Raw genomic sequence first — 20,971 nt, 5'->3', positions numbered from 1 at the left:
CGTGTGGCCATATCGCCCCCCGACCCCACCCTTGCCAGGCGACGTGTGGCCATATCGCCCCGAGCCCCGCCCCCGCGGGGCGACGCGTGGCCATATCGCCCCCCGACCCCACCCCTGCCAGGCGACGTGTGGCCATATCGCCCTCGAGGCAGCCCCTGCAGGAGGACGTGTGGCCCATCTCGCCCGCCGCTCGAGTCCCTCCGGAGCCGGGAACCGCCAGGCCCCGGAGAGCCGCACGACGTCGGCGGAGCGGTGACGGACCGCTCAGCGGGACGAGCGTCGACCACGCTGGACGGCGCTGCGGACGGCGGCGACGACCAGCGCGGGTTCGCGGAGCGTGTCCGCGGTCACGTGCACGACGCTCCAGCCGACGCCCTGGAGCGCGTTGGACCGCGCCCTGTCCCGGGCGAGCTGCTCCGGGTGCCCATGCCAGGCGCCGTCGTACTCGACGGCCACCCGCGTGCCGTCGACGGCGAGGTCGACGCGCGCGACGAAGGCTCCCTCCGCCGTCCGCACGACCACCTGCGGGGTGACGTCCAGACCGGCGTCCTGCAGCACCAGCCTCAGACGGGTCTCGGGCGGTGACGCGGCGCGGGCGTCCGCCAGGTCGGCGGCCGCTCGAGCGGCCACCACTCCCCGCTCGCGGTGGACGGCGAGACCTCGACGCACCTCGTCGAGGTCGACCAGTCCGGCGTGCGCCACCGCGTCGAGCCGCACCACCGCCTCGTCCCGAGGCAGACCGAGGGAGAGGTCGAGCGCCATCCGCAGCGGGGGGGCGCACGGCGTCGACCCGACAGATCCCTCCGGGGCGGCGAGGGGGACGACCACCCGGCGCTGCCGCACCCCCCTCACCCGGCAGCGGTACGCCGACTCGGGGAGCACGACCTCGACGTCGTCGTCGGGGAGCAGGAGAGGCAGCCCACGGACCGTGGCCAGTGACGCGCCGGTGATCATGGCCGCGGGAGGCAGGACCAGAGCGGCCGCCTCGCACCTCAGCTGGTGCGTGCGCGGCACCTCGGCGAGGGCGTAGACGCCGGGCAGCAGTCGCTGCACGAGGGGTCCGCGCAGCTGCTTCGGCGTCGCCCACCCCTCCCGGACGGCGTCGGCGCCCTTGAAGACGCGCGGGACTCGTCGTCGCTGCAGCACGGGTCGAGGGTCACCACCGCTCCGGCGCCCGTGGGCCTCCCGCGCCTGCCGGTGGACGGCGGGACCTCCGAGGGCGGCTGTGGACGACGTGCGGACACGACCGCCGCGTCCACGGCCCCCAGGCCGCCCGCACGCCGGGGACGACATGGCCACACATCGCCCCAAGGCGCGACGCGAGAGGGCGACATGGCCACACATCGCCCCCAGGCACGACGCGAGAGGGCGACATGGCCACACATCGCCCCCAGGCACGACGCGAGAGGGCGACATGGCCACACATCGCCCTGCGTGAGCGGGGCGGGATCGGGCGGCGGACCGCCCGCGTCAGAGCTTCTCGACCGGCGCGTACCGCAGCAGGAGGCGCTTGACGCCCTGGTCGCCGAAGTCGACGTGCGCCACGGCCTTGTCGCCCGAGCCGTCGACCCGCACGACCGTCCCGAGCCCGAAGGCGTCGTGCGTGACGCGGTCACCGCCCTCGAGGTGGACCACCTCGCGGTTGCCGGGCGAGCGCACGCCGGGCCGCTGCGCGAGGCGCGCGACCGCGGGCGTCGAGGACGGCGCGACGGCGCTCGAGGCCCCGCGGCGCCACTGCAGGAGGTCGGGGGGCACGTCGTCGAGGAAGCGGCTCGCCGGGTTGTACTGCGGCTGGCCCCACGCCGTCCGGACCGCGGCGCGCGAGAGGTAGAGCCGCTCCCGAGCGCGCGTGAGCCCGACGTAGGCGAGCCGGCGCTCCTCGGCGAGCTCGGTCGGGTCCGCCAGCGAGCGCTGGTGGGGGAAGACGCCCTCCTCCATGCCCGTGAGGAAGACGACGGGGAACTCCAGCCCCTTCGCCGTGTGCAGCGTCATGAGCGTGACGACGCCCTGCTCGGCGGCCTCGCGCGCCGCGGCGACGTCGTCCGGGTGCGCCCCCTCCCCCGGCTCGTCGGGGATCTCGTCGGCGTCGGCCACGAGGGAGACCTGCTCGAGGAAGTCGCCGAGCGAGCCCTCGGGGTTCGCCGTCTCGTACTCGCCCGCGACGGCGACGAGCTCGGCGAGGTTCTCCACGCGCGACTCGTCCTGCGGGTCGCCGCTGCGCCGCAGCTCGTCCACGTAGCCCGTGCGGTCGAGCACCGCCTCGAGGACGGCGGCCGGCCCGGCGCCGCCCTCGACGACGGTCCGCAGCTCCTCGAGCAGCTCCCGGAAGCGCGTGACGGCGGTGAGGCTCCGCGTGGCGATGCCGGGGGCGTCCTCGGCGCGGCCGAGCGCGGCGGCGAAGGGGATGCGCTCTCGCTCGGCGAGCGCGGCGATCGTCGCCTCGGCGCGCTCGCCGATGCCCCGCTTCGGGACGTTGATGATGCGGCGCAGGTTGACCGTGTCGGTGGGGTTGGCGAGCACCCGCAGGTAGGCGAGCGCGTCCTTGACCTCGCGGCGCTCGTAGAAGCGGGTGCCGCCGACGACCTTGTACGGGACGCCGGTGCGGACCAGCACCTCCTCGAGAGCCCGGGACTGCGCGTTGGTGCGGTAGAAGACCGCCACGTCGCCGTAGCGGACGCCGGCCTCGTCGTGGAGCCGGTCCACCTCCTCGGCGATGAAGGCCGCCTCGTCGTGCTCGGTGTCCGCGACGTACCCGACGACGGGCTCGCCCTGCCCGGACGCCGTCCAGAGGTTCTTGGGCCGGCGGTCGGGGTTGCGCGCGATGACGGTGTTGGCCGCGGTGAGGATCGTCTGGGTCGAGCGGTAGTTCTGCTCGAGCAGGATCGTCGTCGCGTCGGGGTAGTCGCTCTCAAACTCCTCGATGTTGCGGATCGAGGCGCCGCGGAAGGCGTAGATCGACTGGTCGGCGTCGCCGACGACCGTCAGCTCCGACGGCGGGAGCGCGGCGTCGGAGCCGTCCCCGCCCCGGCCCTCCGCGCGCTCGGCGTCGGCCCCGTGCACCGCCCCGCCGACGAGCTCGCGCACGAGGACGTACTGGGCGTGGTTGGTGTCCTGGTACTCGTCGACGAGCACGTGCCGGAAGCGCCGCCGGTAGGCCTGCGCGACGTCCGGGAAGGCCTGCAGCACGTTGACGGTGAGCATGATGATGTCGTCGAAGTCGAGGGCGTTGGCCTGGCGCAGCCGGGCCGTGTAGAGCCGGTACGCCTCGGCGAGCACCTTCTCGGCGGGCGTGCCCTCGGCCGCGACGCGGGAGGCGTACGTCTCGTCGTCGACCAGCTCGTTCTTGAGGTTGGACACCTGCGCGGTGAAGGACCGTGGGGGGTGCCGCTTGGGGTCCAGGTCGAGCTCGCGGCACACGAGCGCCATGAGCCGCTGGCTGTCGGCGGCGTCGTAGATGGAGAAGCTGCTGCGCAGGCCGACCGCCTGCGCCTCGCGCCGCAGGATGCGCACGCACGCGGAGTGGAAGGTCGAGACCCACATGGCCCGCGCGGCCGGCCCGACGAGCGCCTCGACCCGCTCGCGCATCTCCGCGGCGGCCTTGTTGGTGAAGGTGATGGCGAGCACCTCGCCGGGCCGCACCCCCCGCGCGGCGAGCAGGTGCGCGATCCGGTGCGTGAGCACGCGCGTCTTGCCCGACCCGGCGCCGGCGACGAGCAGCAGCGGGCCGCCGGAGTGCAGCACGGCCTCCCGCTGCGGCGGGTTGAGCCCCTCGAGCAGCGCCAGCGCGCGGGCCGAGCCCGGGCCGGTGCCCCGATCCGTGCCGGGCGTCCCGTCGCCGTCCGACGGGCTCGCGGGGGCGCCGGAGCGGCCCGCGAGCAGCCGCTCGCGCACGCCGCCGGCCGCCGTGGCGGCGCCGGGCGGGGTGCTCCCCCGCGGTCGCAGGCCCGGCAGGGGCAGGTCGTCGAAGAGGGTGCTCATGGCGCTCCCGAGGGTACGCACCGGAGCCGACGGCGGTGCTCCCCCGCAGCCGCGCCGTCAGCCCGCGGCGAGCGCCAGCCGCACGACCTCGGTGACGCCGACCACGCCGCTCGCGAGGTCGGCCAGGGGCACCCACGCCGCCGCGTCCGAGGTGCCGCCGACGTCGAGGACGACGGGCTCGCGCTCGTCGTCGGTCTCGCCGGCGAAGACGAGCGAGATGCCGTGGAAGTCCTCGAGGCGCCCGTCGGGGGCCCGGCCGGTGAAGTGCGAGGAGCCGACGTCGAGGACGTCCCCGACGACGACGTCGAGGCCCGTCTCCTCGTGCGCCTCGCGGCGCGCGCCCTCGCGCGGGTGCTCGCCGTGCTCGAGCCCGCCGCCGGGCAGCGACCACAGGCCCGGGCGGGGCGTCCCCGGCGACAGCCGAGACAGCAGGACCGCCTCCCCGCGCCGGCACAGCACGTAGGCCGCCACGCGCTGGCGGCGCACGGCCTCCTCGTCGGTCCGCCCGCCCGCCCCGTCCACGGCCCGGGACGCTACGCCAGGGGCGGGACGTCGTGCCCGGCACCTACGCTCGCCGCATGGCTCCCGAGCACGTGACGGCGTCCGCCCCCGCCCGGCTGCGGCGCCGCGCGTACCCGCTCCTGCTCGGCGTCTTCCGGCGCCTGCCCGCCCCGCTGCGCCGCGGGCTCGTCCGCGCCGGCACGCCCGGCTTCACCGTGGGCGCGGTCGTCGCGATCGAGCACGACGGCGCGGTCCTCTTCCTGCGCCAGCCGCACCGCCAGGGCCTCACCCTCCCCGGCGGCCTGCTCGACCGCGGCGAGCGCCCGGCCGAGGGGGTCGAGCGCGAGGTCCGCGAGGAGACGGGGCTGCGCGTGCGGGTGGGCCTGCCCGTGGCCACGCAGGTCAACGCCCGCGTCCGCCGGGTCGACGTCATCTACCGCCTGCGCGTCGACGAGCGGCCGCAGGTGCGGGTCGGCGGCGAGGCCCAGGACCACCGCTGGGTCGCCCTGGCCGACCTCGGGGAGGCGGACGACTCCACCCGCGAGATCGTCGACCTCCTGCGCCGCGCCGAGCAGCCCGGCTGCTACGACGGCGAGGTGCTGGCGGGCGCCGGGGAGCCCGGGCGCCCGCACCGGGGCTGACCCCCGTGGTGGCCGAGCGGGCCGGGGTCGTGCTGGCCGCCGGGGCGGGCACGCGCCTGCGGCCGCTCACCGACCTGCGGCCCAAGGCCCTGTGCCCCGTCGGCGGGCGACCGCTGCTCGAGCACGCCCTCGACCGGCTGGCCGACGCGCTGCCCGCCGCGGGGGCCCCGCAGGAGCACCTTGGCGTCAACGCCCACGCCCACGCCGACCAGGTGGAGACCTTCGTGGCGCGCGGCCCCGGCGGGCCGAGGGCGCACCTGGCCCGCGAGGCGCCCGAGGCCCTCGGGACGGCCGGGGCGCTGGGCGCCCTGCGCGGCTGGCTCGACGGGCGCGACGTCGTCCTCACCAACGCCGACGCCTGGCTGCCCGCGGGCCTCGACGGCCTCCTCGACGGGTGGGACGGCGAGCGCTGCCGGCTCCTCGTCGTCCCCGCCGGCCCGACCGGCACCACCTCTGCCGCCGGGCCCGGCCCGACGGGCGACCCCCTGCGCCGCGCCGGCGAGGAGGGCCCCGCCGTCCGGTACGTCGGCGCCTGCGCGCTCCCGTGGCACCTCGTGCGCGACCTCGCGCCCCGCCCGAGCGGCCTCTTCGAGGTGCTGTGGCGCGCCGAGCGCGACGCCGGACGCCTCGAGCTGCATGCCACCGACCAGGCCGCCGTCGACTGCGGCACGCCCCGGCGCTACCTCGCCGCGAACCTCGCGGCCTCCGGCGGGCGCAGCGTCGTGGGGGCGGGCGCCCGCGTCGAGGGCGAGCTCGTCCGGTCCGTGGTCTGGGACGGCGCCGTGGTCGACGCCGGCGAGGTCCTCGTCGACTGCGTCCGTGCCGGCGGCCCCGACCACCGGCTGACCGTCGGCGCCGGGGGCTGACCGCCCGCACGGCGGGCCCGCCGTCCGGGCCCGCCGTCCGGGCGCGCCGTGCGGGCGCGCCGGGGTCGCCCGCGCCCCGACCGACCCCGCTGCGCCTGCAGCCCCGCGGCCGACCCCCTAGCGTCGGGCGGGTGGGCAGCCTCTACATCGCCTCCGTCGAGGGCGAGACGCGCAAGTCGACCGTCGCGCTCGGCGTGCTGGCCGCCCTGCGCGCCCGCCCGGGGCGCCGCGTCGGCGTCTTCCGCCCGCTCGTGCGCGCCGAGGGCGGCCGCGACGACGTCCTCGACGTCCTGCTGTCGGAGCTCGCCGACGGCGGGGAGGTCGACGACGAGACGTACGCCGCCAGCGTCGGCGTGGGCTACGAGGACGTCCGCGACGACGGGGACGCCGCGCTCGACGAGGTCGTGGCGCGCTACCGGGCTCTGGCCGCCCGCTGCGACGAGGTCATGGTGCTCGGCAGCGACTACACCGACGTCGCCGGCCCCACGGAGCTCGCGCTCAACGCGCGCCTGGCCGCCGACCTCGGCACCCCGGTGCTGCTCGTCGTCAAGGCGCTCGGCCGCAGCCCGCGCGAGGTGCGCGCCGTCGCCGACGTCGCCCGCGACGAGGTCGTCGCCCAGCACGCCCAGGTGCTCGGCGTCGTCGCCTCCCGCGCGGACCCCGACGGCCTCGCCGACGTCGTCGCCGCGCTCGAGCAGCCCGGCCGGCGCGACGGCCCGCCGCTGGTGCCCGCCTTCGCCGTTCCCGAGGACCGCCTCCTGACGTCGGTGGGCGTGCGCGAGCTCGTCGAGGCCTGCGACGGGCGCCTCGTGCTCGGCCCGGACGCGGCCCTGGACGAGCGCGCCGGCGGCCTCGTCGTCGCGGCCATGTCCATGCCCCACGCGCTCGAGCACCTCGAGGAGCGGGCCGTCGTCATCGTGCCCGGGGACCGCAGCGAGGTCGTCCTCGGCCTCATGGCGGCCCACGCCTCGTCGACCTTCCCGCGCCTCGCGGGCGTCGTGCTCACCGGCGGCTTCGCGCTGCCCCCCGTCGTCACCGCGCTGCTCGAGGGCCTCCTCGAGGGTCGGGGCGCGGACCTGCCCGTCGCGAGCACCGACCTCGGCACCGTCGAGACCGCCGCCCGGCTGCTCGCCGTGCGCGGACGGCTCTCGCGCGGCACCGAGCGCGCCCGCGAGCAGGTGCGCGCCGCGCGCGACCTCTTCGCCGCCCACGTCGACGGCGCCCGCCTCGTCGCGCTCGCCGACGAGGCGGTCGTCGACGTCGTCACCCCCCGGGCCTTCGCCGCCGAGCTGCTCGAGCGGGCCCGCAGCGCCCGCGTGCGCGTTGTGCTGCCCGAGGGGCTCGAGCCGCGGGTGCTCCTGGCCGCCGCCGAGCTGCTGCGGGACGGCGTCGTCGACCTCGTGCTGCTGGGCCCCGAGGAGGAGGTGCGCTCCCTCGCCGAGGAGGTCGGCGCCGACGTCGCGGGCGCACGGGTCGTGGACCCGCGGACCTCCCCCGACCGCACCCGCTACGCCCACGAGTACGCGCGGCTGCGGGCCCACAAGGGCGTCACGCCGGAGGCGGCCGAGGAGCTCCTCACCGACGTCACCCGCTTCGGCACGCTGATGGTCCACCTCGGCGACGCCGACGGGATGGTCTCCGGCGCCGTGCACACGACGGCCGAGACGCTGCGGCCCGCCTTCGAGGTCATCAAGACGGCCCGCGGGCGTGACGTCGTGTCGAGCGTCTTCCTCATGTGCCTGCCGGACCGCGTGCTCGTCTACGGCGACTGCGCCGTCAACCCGGACCCCGACGCGGACGCGCTGGCGGACATCGCCGCCAGCAGCGCCGACACCGCCGAGGCCTTCGGCGTCGAGCCGCGGGTGGCGATGATGAGCTACTCGACGGGCGGGTCGGGCTCGGGCGCCGGCGTCGAGAAGGTGCGCCGCGCCACCGCGCTCGTGCGGGAGCGGCGCCCCGACCTCTCGGTGGAGGGGCCCATCCAGTACGACGCCGCCGTGGACGTCGGCGTGGCCCGCACCAAGCTGCCGGACTCGGCGGTCGCCGGGCGAGCGACGGTCTTCGTCTTCCCCGACCTCAACACGGGCAACACGACGTACAAGGCGGTCCAGCGCAGCGCGGGGGCCGTGGCGATCGGCCCGGTGCTGCAGGGGCTGCGGCGCCCCGTCAACGACCTCTCCCGGGGGGCGCTCGTGCGCGACATCGTCAGCACGGTCGTCATCACGGCCGTGCAGGCCCAGGTGCAGGCCCAGCAGGAGAGGGAGCAGCAGGAGGACGAGCAGCAGGAGGTGGGCGCGTGAGCGGCGTGGTGCTCGTCCTCAACTCGGGGTCCTCGAGCGTCAAGTACGAGCTCGTCGAGGTCGCGGACGACGGCTCGGGCCGCTCCCTCGCGTCGGGCCTCGTGGAGCGCATCGGCGCGGGCGGCGGGCGCCTGCGCCACGACGGCCCGGGCGGCCGCGTCGAGACGGGCGTCGACGTGCCCGACCACACCGCCGCGCTCGACGCCGTGGTCGCCGCCTTCTCCGAGCACGGCCCCGACCTGGCCGGTGCGGGCCTCGCGGCCGTCGGCCACCGCGTCGTCCACGGCGGGGACCGCTTCTCCGCGCCGGCGCTCGTCGACGACGACCTCGAGCGGGCGGTCGACGAGCTGTCCTCGCTCGCGCCCCTGCACAACCCGGCCAACCTCGAGGGCATCCGCGTGGCGCGCCGCGCCGTGCCGGACGTGCCGCACGTCGCGGTCTTCGACACGGCCTTCCACGCCACCGTGCCGCCCGCGGCCCACACCTACGCCCTCGACCGCGACCTGGCCCGGCGCACCGGCGTGCGCCGCTACGGCTTCCACGGCACGTCGGTCGCCTCGGTCGTCCCCCGCGCCGCCGAGCTGCTCGGACGCCCCGCCGAGGACGTCGCCATGGTCGTCCTCCACCTCGGCAACGGGGCGTCGGCGACGGCCGTCCTCGGCGGGCGCAGCGTGGAGACGTCGATGGGCCTCACCCCGCTCGAGGGCCTCGTCATGGGCACGCGACCCGGCGACGTGGACCCGGGCGCGCTGCTCCACCTGCTCCGCGAGGGCGGCCTGTCGGTCGACGAGCTCGACCGGACGCTCAACCGCGGCAGCGGACTGCAGGGGCTGACGGGCGCCTCGGACGTCCGCGAGGTCGTCGAGCGCGCCGCCGGCGGGGACGCCGACGCCGACCTCGCCCTCGACGTCCTGGCGCACCGGGTCCGGCACTACCTCGGGGCGTACGCCTTCGCGATGGGCCGCCTCGACGCCGTCGTGCTCACCGCCGGCGTCGGCGAGAACAGCGCCGAGGTGCGCCGCCGGGCGCTCACGGGGCTCGAGGGCTTCGGCGTCGTCCTCGACGAGGAGCGCAACGCGACCCGCTCCGGGGACGCGCGGCGCATCTCCCCGGACTGGTCGCCGGTCACGGTGCTCGTCGTCCCCACCGCCGAGGAGCTGCAGATCGCCCGCGAGGCGCTCGCCGTCGTCGGCGCCTGAGGCAGCCGGCCCCCGGGCGCGGGCGCGCCCGCGTCACGCCCGGGCGCGCCCCAGCCGCCGGTAGCGCTCGTGGCGCGCGGCCAGGCGCTCCTCGACGGGCACGCGGGCGAGCCGGTCGATCTCGGCCTCCACGACCCGCGCCACCCGCCGGCAGAACTCCTCGGGCTCCGCGCCGGCGTGCGGCCGCTCGGGCACGACGACGTCGACGACGCCGTCGCGCACGAGGTCGGCCGCGCGCACCCCCTGCTGCTCGGCCATCTCTGCGGCGTGGTCGACGTCGCGGTGGACGATGGCGCTCGCGCCCTCGGGCGGCAGCGGGGAGAGCCAGGCGTGCTGGGCGGCGACGACCCGGTCCGCCGGCACGAGCGCGAGCGCCCCTCCCCCGGTGCCCTGCCCGAGCAGCACGCTGACGACGGGCGCCCGGAGCGTGACGAGCTCGGCGAGGCACCGAGCGATCTCGCCGGCGAGGCCGCCCTCCTCGGCCTCCACCGACAGCGCCGCGCCGGGGGTGTCGATGACGGTCACGAGCGGCAGGTCCAGCTGGTCGGCGAGGGCCATGCCGCGCCGGGCGGCCCGCAGCGCCGCCGGGCCGAGCGGCGCGTCGAGGGTCTGCCCGCGGCGGTCCTGGCCGAGGAGCACGCAGGCCGCGCCGCCGAGGCGGGCGAGCGCGAGCAGCAGGCCGGGGTCGCTCTCCCCGGCGCCCGTGCCGTGCAGCGGGACGACGTCGCGGGCGCCGTAGCGCAGCAGGCGCCGGATGCCGGGGCGGTCGCCGCGCCGCGACAGGACCACCGACTCCCAGGCGGGCACGTCGGGCAGCCGCGCCACCTCGGCGGCCGGCACGGCGTCGTCCTCCTCGAGGACCGGCGCGTCGGTGGGCGCCGGGGCCTGGAGCACGCTGAGCGCTCGGTCCGCCACGTCGGCGAGCCGCTCGTGGGGGACGACGGCGTCGACGAGGCCGTGCGCGTGGAGGTTCTCGGCCGTCTGCACGCCCGCGGGGAAGGGCTGGTCGTACAGCGCCTCGTACACCCGCGGCCCGAGGAAGCCGACGAGGGCGCCGGGCTCGGCGACCGTCACGTGCGCCTGGCTGCCCCACGAGGCGAAGACCCCGCCGGTCGTGGGGTGGCGCAGGTAGGCGAGGTAGGGCAGGCCGGCGGCCTTGTGCGCCGCCACGGCGGCGGAGATCTTCACCATGGCGAGGAAGGCGACCGTGCCCTCCTGCATGCGCGTGCCCCCCGACGAGGGCGCGGCGAGCAGCGGCAGGCCCTCGACCGTGGCCCGCTCGACGGCCTCGACGAGCCGGTCGGCCGCCGCGACGCCGATGGAGCCGGCGAGGTAGCCGAACTCGCCGGCGACGACGGCGACCCGCCGCCCGCGCAGGCGCCCCTCGCCCGTGACGACGGCCTCGTCGACGCCCGAGCGCTCGGCGGCGCGGGCGCGCTCGGCGTCGTAGGCGGGGGTGCTGCGCGGCTGCGCCGGCGGGGCGTCCCACGAGCGGTAGGTGCCCTCGTCGAGCACGAGCTCGAGGAGCTCGCGCCCGCCGCGCCGCGGGGGCCGGGCGTCGGCGCCCGGCCGGTCGGTGCCCCCGGCTGGGCTCACGCGCCCTGCTCGCGGTGCGCGTCGCCGTCGAGGCTCTCCCCGTTCAACCAGGCCCGGACGGCGTCGCCGTCGCCGTCGAGCAGCGGCGGCGCGCGGTGCTCGCGCCGGGTCGTCTCCGCGCCGTCGGCGTCGAAGAAGCGCAGCGGCGGGCCGGGGAGCGTGACCGTGCCCAGCGTCGCGTGGTCGACGTCGACGAGCAGCCCCTGGCTGGCGGTCTGCTCCCAGGTGTAGACCTCGTCCATCGTGCGGACCTTCCCGGCGGGGACGCCGATCTCGGCGAGCCGCGCCAGCAGGTCGGGCGCCGACCAGGACGCGAAGAGCTCCTCGACGAGCGTGACGACCTCCTCGCGGCGGGCCACCCGCTCGGGGTTCGTCGCGAAGCCCTCGAGCGCCGGGTCGAGGCCGAAGCCGTCGCAGAAGCGCTTCCAGAGGCCCTCGCTGCCGACGGCGATCTGCACCGAGCCGTCCGCGCAGCGGAACAGCCCGTAGGGGCTGATGGACGGGTGGTGGTTGCCCTGCGCGCGCCCCACCTCGCCCGCGACCGTCCACTTCGTGCCCTGGAAGGCGTGGACGCCGACGACCGAGGCGAGCAGCGACGTCCGCACCACCTGGCCGCGCCCGGTGCGCTCGCGCTCGAGCAGCGCGGCGAGGACGCCGTGCACGCCGGTCATGCCGGCGAGGAGGTCGGCGATCGGGGTGCCGACGCGCTGGGGGTCGTCCGGGCCGGACCCGGTGATCGACATGAGCCCGGCCTCGCCCTGGGCGATCTGGTCGTAGCCGGCGCGCCCGCCCTCGGGCCCGTCGTGGCCGAAGCCCGTGATGGAGAGCACGACGAGCCGGGGGTTGAGCTCGAGGAGGCGCTCGGTGCCGAAGCCCAGCCGGTCGAGCACACCGGTGCGGAAGTTCTCCAGCAGCACGTCGGCCCGCTCCACGAGCGCGGTGAGGTAGCGCCGGCCGTCGTCGGACTTGAGGTCGAGCGCGACGGACTCCTTGCCGCGGTTGCACGACATGAAGTACGTCGACTGCCGGTCGCTCCCGTCACCGGGGCCGCCCTCCGGCTCGACGAAGGGCGGCCCCCAGCCGCGGGTGTCGTCGCCGCCGCCGGGGGTCTCGACCTTGACGACGCGGGCGCCGAGGTCGGCCAGCACCATGCCGGCGTGCGGCCCGGCGAGCGCGCGGGTGAGGTCGACGACGAGGGTCCCGGCGAGGGGGCCGGCGGGGTCGGGCACGGGGTCCTCCGGGAGGTGGCGGGTGGTGGTCAGGACGTCGGGACGATGAGCACGAGCCACGTCACGAGCGGCGCGACGACGACGAGGCCCATGCCCAGCACCATGAGCGAGCGGAAGATCTTGTCGCGCATGGCCGGCTCGGAGTTCGCGACGACGAGCGCGCCGTTCGTCGAGAAGGGGCTGCAGTCGACGACCGAGCTCGAGATGGCGAGGGCGACGACGAGGCCGACCGTGCCGACCTCGCCGGCGAGCAGGAACGGCACGGACAGCGGGATGAGCGTGCCGAGGATGCCGGTCGTCGAGGCGAAGGCCGACACGACCGCGCCGATGAAGCAGATGATGAGCGCCGCCAGCAGGGGCGTGCCGAAGCCCGCCACGGAGTCGCCGAAGCGGTCGATGGTGCCCTGCTCGTCGAGCAGGTTGACGTAGGTGACGATGCCGCCGATGAGCAGGACGGTGCCCCAGCTCACCTTGTCCACCGCGCCCGTGGCCGACCCGGGGAAGACCAGCGTGAGCACCACCGCGACGGCGAGGGCGGTGAAGCCGACGTCGAGCCGGAAGGCGAGCGCGAGGACGGCGAGGAGCACGAGGCCCGCGAGGGTGAGGCCCCGCTGGGCGTCGAGCTGGGGCGCCGGGGTGTCGTCGGCGACGGCGTCGGCCTCGTCGCGGCGCCCGCCGCTGGAGCGCAGCCGCTCGCCGCGCTCGACGAGCGCCTGCGGCGTGCCGGTCACCGGGGTGCGCGTCGCGGCGCCGCTCGCCGCCATGGCCGAGGAGGACAGGTCCGCCTGGACCGCCGAGCGGTCCAGGCGACCGCCGTCGAGGTCCCGGTTGCGGTAGACGACGTAGGCGATGACGCACATGACGACGGCCGTGACGAGGCTGCCGAGGAAGAGCTGCAGCGGGAAGGGCTCGAAGTCGTTGTTCCGGACGACGCCGTTGGTGATGACGCCGAAGACGCCGATGGGGCTGAAGCTCCCGGCGGTGGCGCCCTGGACGACCATGAAGCCCATGAGCACCGGGTTGATCCGGTTGCGCACGGCGAACGACATGGCGACCGGCGCGATGATCGCCACGGCGGCCGGGGTGACGGCGCCGATGGCCGTGATCGCCCCCGCGACGACGAACATCGCCCACGGGATGAGGGAGACGCGGCCGCCCACGGCGCGCACCGCGGCGTGGACGAGCCAGTCGACCGTGCCGTTGTTCTTCGCCAGCGCGAAGAGGTAGGTGACGCCGACGAGGATGACGAAGAGGCTCGCCGGGAAGCCGCCGAGCACCCCGTCGGCGTCCACGCCGAAGACGGTCGTGCCGACGACGAAGGCGGCCACGAGCGCCAGGGCGCCCATGTTGATGGGCCGGATCGTGGCCACGAGGAAGACGGCGGCCAGCACGAGCAGGCCGATGAGGTCAGCGGACACGGGCAGAGCACCTCGGTTCGACGGTGAACGACGGTGGGTGGATCACGCCCTCCGGGGTGGCGCAGTGGCCTAGCCTCTTGTCCAGCGATGCTGGTGTCAACGACCGGCGCTCCCCGAGGAGGTGCTCGTGGCACCCGAGGACGGCCCCGCTCCCGGACGCCCCCGCGCGGCCCGAGCCCCCGCGGCGGCGCTCTCCCGTCTGCGGCGCCCGCGGCTGTACGAGCAGCTCGCCGACCACATCACCGCCTTCATCGAGGCCCAGGGCCTCTCGCCCGGCGAGCGGCTGCCGCCCGAGCGGCTCCTCGCGGAGCAGCTCGGCGTGAGCCGCGCGACGCTGGCGCAGGCGCTCGTCGCGCTCGAGGTCCGGGGCGTCGTCGACGTCCGGCACGGCGAGGGCGCCGTCCTGCGGGAGGCCAGCGCGGCCTCCGAGCTCGACGCGGCCCTCGCCGCCCACGGCCCCGACGAGCGCGACCTGGCGGACGCGCGGGCCGCCGTCCTCGGCGCCGTCGCCGCGCTCGCCGCCGAGCGGGCGGGCGCCGACCAGCGCGCCGCGCTGGCGGGGGCCCTCGAGGGGGTCGGCTCGCAGGGCGTGCCGGCGACGGCGGCGGCGCTCGTCGTGGAGGCGGCCGACTCACCGACCCTGGCGCGCCTGGCCCTGGCGCTGGCGCCGGGCGAGGCCCCCTTCGGGCCGGGCCTGGAGGGCGTGCTGCGCGCCGTCGTCGCCGCCGACCCGGTGGCCGCCCGCCGGGCGGCGGTCGGCGTCGGGGGCGAGCCGGACACGCCGGCGGCGTCCCCCTCGCCCGACGTCCCCGGCCGGCGCGGCTAGCTCCCCGCACCGGCAGCGGCTCACCGGTGCAGCCGCTGCTCCTGCGCGTCCGGCGGCTCCCCGTCCGCCGACCCCTCGTCGCCCCCGCGCGCGGTCCCGCGGGCCACCGGGTCGTCGACGGGCGGCAGCGGGCCGTCCGGGGCCGACGGCCCGATGACCGCGCCGAGGACACCGGCGTTGGGCACGCGCACCACGCCCTCGGGCGTGCGCAGCACGAGGTGGGTGAGCGTGGCGCCGACGACGCGGCCCTCGAGCAGGCCGCCCGTCGTCCCGCCGCGCAGCCGCAGGAGGTCGCCGGTGCCGTAGGGCCGCGTGAGCAGGAGCACGAGCCCGGCGAAGACGTTGCCGAGCACCTGCTGCAGCGCGACGCCCAGGACGACGCCCGTGAGGGCGCCGCCGAGCAGCAGCGCGCGCAGCGGCACCTGCAGCGCGTCGAGCACGAGCAGGACGGAGAGCACCGCGCCGACGACGAGCACCGCGTTCTGCACGGGCACCGCCGCGGCCTCCCCGCCGCGACGGCCCGCCGCCGCGGACAGCCCGGCGGACGCCGCCCGCACGAGGGCCACCAGGGCGAGGGCCAGCACGACGGCGCAGGCCACCTGCACGGTGCGCTGCACGCCCGTGCCCTGCAGGTCCCCCGCGGCGGCCGCGACCACCTCGGCGGCCACGGCGACGGCGGCGGGCACGACGTAGCGCCACGCCCGGGGCGCCCGGCGGGGCGCCGCCGGGGGCTCCGCGAGCGGCTCGTCCGGGACGTCGGCCGCCGCCGGGACGGGCCTCACCGGCACGAGCGGACCCCTCCCACCGGCACCGGCACCGGCACCGGCGCCCCCGCCCTGCTCGTCACCGGGAGGTCACTCCCACTCGATGGTGCCCGGCGGCTTGCTCGTGACGTCGAGCACCACGCGGTTGACCTCGTCGACCTCGTTGGTGATGCGCGTGGAGACGCGCGCGAGCAGGTCGTGCGGCAGCCGCGACCAGTCGGCGGTCATGGCGTCGTCGGAGCTCACGGGCCGCAGCACGACGGGGTGGCCGTAGGTGCGCCCGTCCCCCTGGACGCCGACGGAGCGCACGTCGGCGAGCAGGACGACGGGGCACTGCCAGATCGAGCGGTCCAGGCCGGCCTCGGTGAGCTCCTCGCGCACGATCGCGTCCGCCGCGCGCAGCGTCTCGAGCCGCTCGCGCGTGACCTCGCCGATGATGCGGATGCCGAGGCCCGGGCCCGGGAAGGGCTGGCGCCACACGATGGCCTCGGGCAGCCCCAGCTCGGCGCCGACGGCGCGCACCTCGTCCTTGAAGAGGGTCCGCAGCGGCTCGACGAGCTCGAACTGCAGGTCGTCGGGCAGCCCGCCGACGTTGTGGTGGCTCTTGATGGTCGCGGTCGAGCTCGTGCCGCTGTGGACCGCGCCGCCGGACTCGACGACGTCGGGGTAGAGCGTGCCCTGGACGAGGAAGCGCACCTCCTCGCCCTGCTCGCCGGCGCGGGCGACGAGGTCGGCGGCCGCGCCCTCGAAGGCGCGGATGAACTCGCGGCCGATGGCCTTGCGCTTCTCCTCCGGGTCGGTGACCCCGGCGAGCGCGCGCAGGAAGGCGTCGGCGGCGTCGACGACGACGAGGTCGATGCCGGTGGCCTCGACGTAGTCGCGCTCGACCTGCTCGGCCTCGCCGGCGCGCAGCAGGCCGTGGTCGACGAAGACGCACGTGAGCTGGTCGCCGACGGCGCGGTGCACGAGGGCGGCGGCCACGGCCGAGTCGACCCCGCCGGACAGGCCGCAGACGACGCGGGCGGAGCCGACCTGGGCGCGGATGCGCTCGACCTGCTCGTCGATGACGCCCTCGGTCGTCCAGTCGGCCGGCACGTCGACGCCGCGCAGGAAGTTCTCGATGACCTGCTGGCCGAAGGTCGAGTGCTTGACCTCGGGGTGCCACTGGACGCCGTAGAGGCGGCGCTCGTGGTCCTCGAAGGCCGCGACGGGGGCGCCGGGCGTCGAGGCGGTGACGGTGAAGCCGGGCGGGGCGCTGCGGACGGCGTCCCCGTGGCTCATCCACACGCTCTGCGTGGCCGGCTGGCCGTCGAGCAGGACGCTGCGGCGGGCGGCGGCGGTCTCCTCGACGGGCTCCAGCGCGGCGTCGGTGCCGCCGTACTCGCGCAGGCCGGTGCGCGCGACGTCGCCGCCGAGCGCCTTGGCCATGGCCTGGAACCCGTAGCAGATGCCGAGGACGGGCACGCCCGCCTCGAAGAGGCCGGCGTCGACGAGCGGGGCGCCCTCGGCGTACACCGACGCCGGCCCGCCGGACAGGACGATGGCCGCGGGGTCGCGGGCGAGCAGCTCCTCGACGCTCGAGGACGCCGGCACGACCTCGGAGTAGGAGTCGGCCTCGCGCACGCGGCGGGCGATGAGCTGGGCGTACTGGGCGCCGTAGTCGACGACGAGCACGGGGCGGGCGGTGCGCTCCCCCGCCGGCAGGCCGTCCGGGGGCGCGCCGGCGGCGACGGGCGCGCCCTGCTCGGGCGTGCCGGCCGGCGCCAGCGGCTCGGCCTGCTGCGCGCTGGGGGCGTCGTCGGGGCCCGGGGCGCCCGGGTCGGCGGCGCTCGGGTCGCCGGTGGCCTCACGGGTGGGCTCGCTCACGCGCGCCAGGCTAGTGGCCGGGCGCGACGGCGCCGCCGCCGCTGCACCCCGTGCCGGTCAGGCGCCGTCGCGCTGCTCGGCCAGCTGGCGCAGCAGGGCGCGGACCTCGCGCGTGACGCGGTGCTCGACGACGAAGGAGACGAAGGGCACGACGCCCGCCAGCACGAGCCCCGCCAGGCGGGCCGGCCCCCACCGCAGGCGCGACCACATGTCGACGACCGTCACGAGGTAGACGATGTAGATCCAGCCGTGGGCGATGGCCACCCAGCTGCCGAGGATCTCCGGCCCGAAGACCTCGCGGACCACGAGCTGCACGGTGACGACGAGGAGGAAGACGCCGGTGATGATCGCCATGACCCGGTAGCGCGTGAGCGCCGGGCCGAGGCTCGCCTCGCGCAGGCGGCGGGCGCGGGCGCCGGTGGGGGCGGGCGGGGTGGGTCGTCCGGTGCTCACCGGGAGGCCTCCTGGGCGCGGCGGTCGGCGGGGTGGTCGTCGGCGGGGTGGTCGTCGGCGGGATGGTCGACGTCGCCGGGGTCGAGGGCGCTGCTCGGCTCGTGAGCGCCCCCCGGGTCGGGGCCGCCCTCCGGGTCGGCGGCGCCGCCGGTGGCTCCCGGCAGCGGGGCCCTCCGCTCCTCGGCCTCGTCCTCCGCGCGCTCGAGCGCTCGGCGGTGGACGTCGTGGACGACGCGCAGCCACATGAGCACGGCGAAGGCGGCGAAGACCCACCACTGGAAGGCGTACGAGACGTTCTGCAGGTTGGTGCCGCTCTCCCGCTCCGGCGGCGGGACGACCTGCGCACCCGGCGCCGACGCGTCCTGGGCCTGGGTGTCCGGCACGAGGTAGCCGGCGTAGACGCGCCCGTCCCAGACGTTGAGGAGGTCCGCCGAGCTGGCCGCGGCCAGCCGGCCCACGGGCAGCCCGGCGAGGCCCCGCGGGTCCTCGGAGACGGCGAGCTCGCCGACGAGGTCGGCGGCGCCCGTCGGCGCGGGCGGCACGCCCGCGGCGTCGTCGGGGTCGGGCACCCATCCGCGGACGACGGGCAGCAGGGCGCCGCCGTCCCCCGTCGCCGCTGCCCGCTGCCCGGCGGCGGGGTCGGCGGCATCGGCGTCGACAGGTGCGGTGTCGACAGGTGCGGTGTCGACGTCCGGGACCTCGACCGCGGCGAGGACCCAGGCGCCGTCACCCGGCGACCCGTCGGCCGCGCGGCCGACGACGAGCTGCTGCGGCACGTCCGCCCACGTGCCGCGGACGGCGACGGGCCCGGCCACGGCCTCGGCGGACAGGGCCTCCTGGGGGGCGAGCACCTGCTGCAGCGGCACCACCGCGCGCTCGGGCGGTGCCTGCTGCCCGGTGCGCGCCCGGCCGAGCTGCCAGGACCCCAGCTCGGCGAAGACGACCGCGAGCCCCAGCGCGAGGGCCAGCAGGGCGAGCATCCGGAGGCGCAGGGCCGTCCGCACGACGCCCGCGGGTCCGCGGGTCTCGGTCGGGCGCACCCCACCACGGTACGGCGCCCGGCTGGGCGCCGGCCGGGAGGCCGTGACGGGGTCGGGCACAGCCCGGCGCCCCTGAGGGGCCGCCCGGCTCAGGCGGGGTCGAGCTCGTGGAAGCCGACGCCGGTGAGGCGCACGGCCTCCTCCCACAGCCAGCGGGCCACGTCGACGTCCTGCGCGCCCGCGGACGTGCCGACGCGCACGGGCGGGCCGCTGCGCTCCCCGGCCCCGGCGGGCCCGTAGTACTCCCCGCCGACGACGTCGGGCGCCGTCGCCGCGCGCAGCACCGGCCAGGCGCCCGCCTCCGGGCTCTGCATGACGAGCTCGCCGACGCGCCCGAGCGCGGAGCGCACCGGCGAGGGCAGCCGCCCGAGGGGGCCGCCGGTGAAGAGGTTGGTGGCCGAGATGCCCGGGTGGGCGGCGACGCTGACGAGCTCGCGCCCGGCCCGCTCGGCGCGCCGGTCCAGCTCGAGCGCGAACATGAGGTCGGCCAGCTTGGACTGCCCGTAGGCGCTCCACGCCCCGTAGCGCTTCTCGCGCATGAGGTCGTCGGGCGTGATCCGCCCGAAGCGGTGCGCCATGCTCGACAGGCTGACGACGCGCGGCCGCCGGCCCGCGGACTCGCTCTGCAGGAGCGGGCCGAGCAGGCGCCCGGTGAGGGCGAAGTGGCCGAGGAAGTTCGTGCCGAGCTGCAGCTCGAACCCGTCCTCGGTGGTCGAGCGGGGCACCGCCATGACGCCGGCGTTGTTGACGAGCAGGTCGAGCCCGTGGGCCCCCAGGCTCGCCGTCATGCGGGTCGCGAGGTCGGCGACGCTGCGCAGCGACGCCAGGTCGAGCAGCTGGAGCTCGACCTGCGCGCCCGGCGCGCGGCGCCGAACCTGCTCCAGGGCGGCGTCCCCCTTCTCCCGGGACCGCGCCGTCATGACGACGCGGGCGCCCGCGGCGGCGAGGACGGCCGACACCTCGAGCCCCAGGCCGCTGTTGGCGCCCGTGACGAGGGCCGTGCGCCCGGACTGGTCGCCGACCCGGTCGGGCGACCAGCCGCCGGACGGGCCGGCCGGGGAGGTGGGGGCGTCGTCACCAGCGCTGCTCATGCGGCCAGCCTGCCAGCCCGCTCGCGCCGACCCGCGGTCAGCCCGGCTGGTAGGGGCTGACGACGACCTCGCAGCGCTGCATCTCCTTGAGGTCGGAGTACCCCGTGGTCGCCATGGCGCGTCGCAGGGCACCGACGAGGTTGGTGGTGCCGTCGGCGGTGCGCCCCGGCCCGGAGAGGATCTCGGCCAGCGGCGCGGCCGTGCCCACGCGCACCCGCTCGCCGCGCGGCAGCTCGCTGTGGTGGGCCTCCGGGCCCCAGTGCCAGCCGCGGCCCGGGGCCTCCTCGGCGCGCGCGAGCGCGGCGCCGAGCATGACGGCGTCCGCGCCGCAGGCGATGGCCTTGACGAGGTCGCCCGAGCGGCCGACGCCGCCGTCGGCGATGACGTGGACGTACCGGCCGCCGGACTCGTCGAGGTAGTCGCGGCGCGCGCCCGCGACGTCGGCGACGGCGCTGGCCATGGGCGGGTGGATGCCCAGGGTGGTGCGGGTGGTGCTGGCCGCTCCCCCGCCGAAGCCGACGAGGACGCCCGCGGCGCCCGTGCGCATGAGGTGCAGCGCGGCGGTGTGCGAGGCGGCGCCGCCCACGACGACGGGCACGTCGAGCTCGTAGATGAACTTCTTGAGGTTGAGCGGCTCGCTGCGCGAGGAGACGTGCTCGGCCGAGACCGTGGTGCCGCGGATGACGAAGAGGTCGACGCCGGCGTCGACGACGGTCTTCCACAGCTGCTGCGTGCGCTGGGGGCTCAGGGCCCCGGCGACGGTGACGCCCGCCTCGCGGACCTCGCGCAGGCGCTGGGCGACGAGGTCGGGGTCGATGTCGCGGGAGTAGAGCTCCTGCATCCGCCGCGTGGCGTCGCCGTCGGCCAGCGAGGCGATCTCCTCGAGCAGCGGCTCCGGGTCCGCGTAGCGGGTCCACAGGCCCTCGAGGTCGAGCACGCCGAGGCCCCCCAGGCGCCCCAGCGCCACGGCCGTCGCGGGCGAGGTGACCGAGTCCATCGGCGCCGACAGCACCGGGACCTCGAAGGCGTAGGCGTCGATCTGCCAGGACGTCGAGACGTCCTCCGGGTCGCGCGTGCGCCGGCTCGGGACGACGGCCACGTCGTCGAAGGAGTAGGTGCGCCGCGCCCGCTTGCCGCGTCCGATCTCGATCTCAGCCACCCGCGCAGGCTAGTGGCGACCGCCGACGGCCGACGACGACGCCG

17 protein-coding genes are annotated in these 20,971 nt (G+C 77.2%); 5 read left to right on the top strand and 12 right to left on the bottom strand.

Going from position 1 to position 20,971, the window contains the following annotated elements; all coding sequences use genetic code 11:
- Window positions 1-264: 264 nt before the first annotated feature.
- The 3 genes from Q0789_RS01510 to Q0789_RS01500 form a co-directional block, all read right to left on the bottom strand.
- Window positions 265-1,146 carry an endonuclease domain-containing protein gene (locus Q0789_RS01510; protein WP_298801410.1) on the bottom strand — a complete coding sequence of 294 codons (882 nt, stop codon included), beginning with the start codon at window positions 1,144-1,146 and terminating at the stop codon, window positions 265-267.
- Window positions 1,147-1,470: 324 nt separating this feature from the next.
- On the bottom strand, window positions 1,471-3,978 hold the full coding sequence (gene pcrA, locus Q0789_RS01505; protein WP_298801409.1) for a DNA helicase PcrA: 2,508 nt from the start codon (window positions 3,976-3,978) through the stop codon (window positions 1,471-1,473).
- A gap of 57 nt (window positions 3,979-4,035) precedes the next feature.
- Window positions 4,036-4,500 (bottom strand): NUDIX domain-containing protein, encoded by a 465-nt coding sequence (locus Q0789_RS01500; protein ID WP_298801408.1) that lies wholly within the window; start codon window positions 4,498-4,500, stop codon window positions 4,036-4,038.
- Window positions 4,501-4,556: 56 nt separating this feature from the next.
- Here Q0789_RS01500 and Q0789_RS01495 point away from each other — a divergent pair, with 56 nt between their 5' ends.
- The 4 genes from Q0789_RS01495 (at window position 4,557) to Q0789_RS01480 (ending at window position 9,485) form a co-directional block, all read left to right on the top strand.
- Window positions 4,557-5,120, top strand: a complete 564-nt coding sequence (locus tag Q0789_RS01495; protein ID WP_298801407.1) for an NUDIX domain-containing protein — start codon at window positions 4,557-4,559, stop codon at window positions 5,118-5,120.
- A gap of 5 nt (window positions 5,121-5,125) precedes the next feature.
- Complete coding sequence (locus Q0789_RS01490) at window positions 5,126-5,986, top strand: sugar phosphate nucleotidyltransferase (RefSeq protein ID WP_298801406.1); 861 nt, start codon at window positions 5,126-5,128, stop codon at window positions 5,984-5,986.
- 131 nt (window positions 5,987-6,117) lie between these two features.
- Complete coding sequence (gene pta / locus Q0789_RS01485) at window positions 6,118-8,286, top strand: phosphate acetyltransferase (RefSeq protein ID WP_298801405.1); 2,169 nt, start codon at window positions 6,118-6,120, stop codon at window positions 8,284-8,286.
- Window positions 8,283-9,485 carry an acetate/propionate family kinase gene (locus Q0789_RS01480; protein WP_298801404.1) on the top strand — a complete coding sequence of 401 codons (1,203 nt, stop codon included), beginning with the start codon at window positions 8,283-8,285 and terminating at the stop codon, window positions 9,483-9,485. Before pta ends, Q0789_RS01480 begins: the two co-directional genes overlap by 4 nt.
- Before the next feature lie 33 nt (window positions 9,486-9,518).
- Here the strand turns inward: Q0789_RS01480 and Q0789_RS01475 are convergent, their stop codons facing one another.
- The 3 genes from Q0789_RS01475 to Q0789_RS01465 form a co-directional block, all read right to left on the bottom strand.
- Window positions 9,519-11,000 carry a carboxyl transferase domain-containing protein gene (locus Q0789_RS01475; RefSeq protein ID WP_366917595.1) on the bottom strand — a complete coding sequence of 494 codons (1,482 nt, stop codon included), beginning with the start codon at window positions 10,998-11,000 and terminating at the stop codon, window positions 9,519-9,521.
- Window positions 11,001-11,077: 77 nt separating this feature from the next.
- Window positions 11,078-12,310, bottom strand: coding sequence for a CaiB/BaiF CoA-transferase family protein (locus tag Q0789_RS01470; RefSeq protein WP_298801402.1), 1,233 nt, complete (start codon window positions 12,308-12,310; stop codon window positions 11,078-11,080).
- A gap of 29 nt (window positions 12,311-12,339) precedes the next feature.
- Window positions 12,340-13,728: an SLC13 family permease gene (locus Q0789_RS01465; RefSeq protein ID WP_298801401.1), complete on the bottom strand. Its 1,389-nt coding sequence runs from the start codon at window positions 13,726-13,728 to the stop codon at window positions 12,340-12,342.
- 127 nt (window positions 13,729-13,855) lie between these two features.
- On the opposite strand from Q0789_RS01465, the gene Q0789_RS01460 reads away from it, so the two are divergent.
- Window positions 13,856-14,554 carry a FadR/GntR family transcriptional regulator gene (locus Q0789_RS01460; protein WP_298801400.1) on the top strand — a complete coding sequence of 233 codons (699 nt, stop codon included), beginning with the start codon at window positions 13,856-13,858 and terminating at the stop codon, window positions 14,552-14,554.
- A gap of 20 nt (window positions 14,555-14,574) precedes the next feature.
- Here the strand turns inward: Q0789_RS01460 and Q0789_RS01455 are convergent, their stop codons facing one another.
- From Q0789_RS01455 to Q0789_RS01430, 6 genes are all read right to left on the bottom strand, one after another.
- Entirely contained in the window at window positions 14,575-15,336 is a 762-nt protein-coding gene (locus tag Q0789_RS01455) for a mechanosensitive ion channel family protein (protein WP_298801399.1), read from the bottom strand.
- A gap of 72 nt (window positions 15,337-15,408) precedes the next feature.
- On the bottom strand, window positions 15,409-17,022 hold the full coding sequence (guaA, locus tag Q0789_RS01450; protein ID WP_363325982.1) for a glutamine-hydrolyzing GMP synthase: 1,614 nt from the start codon (window positions 17,020-17,022) through the stop codon (window positions 15,409-15,411).
- A 219-nt stretch (window positions 17,023-17,241) separates the two neighbouring features.
- Complete coding sequence (locus tag Q0789_RS01445; RefSeq protein ID WP_298801397.1) at window positions 17,242-17,637, bottom strand: DUF3817 domain-containing protein; 396 nt, start codon at window positions 17,635-17,637, stop codon at window positions 17,242-17,244.
- The gene (locus Q0789_RS01440; protein WP_298801396.1) at window positions 17,634-18,677 is read right to left on the bottom strand and encodes an SURF1 family protein; all 1,044 of its coding nucleotides are present in this window, start codon (window positions 18,675-18,677) and stop codon (window positions 17,634-17,636) included. The genes Q0789_RS01445 and Q0789_RS01440 overlap by 4 nt, the downstream gene beginning before the upstream one ends.
- A gap of 89 nt (window positions 18,678-18,766) precedes the next feature.
- Window positions 18,767-19,768 carry an oxidoreductase gene (locus tag Q0789_RS01435; protein ID WP_298801395.1) on the bottom strand — a complete coding sequence of 334 codons (1,002 nt, stop codon included), beginning with the start codon at window positions 19,766-19,768 and terminating at the stop codon, window positions 18,767-18,769.
- A 37-nt stretch (window positions 19,769-19,805) separates the two neighbouring features.
- Window positions 19,806-20,927 (bottom strand): GuaB3 family IMP dehydrogenase-related protein, encoded by a 1,122-nt coding sequence (locus Q0789_RS01430; RefSeq protein WP_298801394.1) that lies wholly within the window; start codon window positions 20,925-20,927, stop codon window positions 19,806-19,808.
- Between the last annotated feature and the right edge of the window lie 44 nt (window positions 20,928-20,971).

Source organism: uncultured Pseudokineococcus sp. (assembly GCF_947499845.1).
Classification (GTDB): domain Bacteria; phylum Actinomycetota; class Actinomycetes; order Actinomycetales; family Quadrisphaeraceae; genus Pseudokineococcus.
The sequence above is the reverse complement of the archived record's forward strand: the minus strand, read 5'-3'. Positions and strand labels throughout refer to the sequence as shown.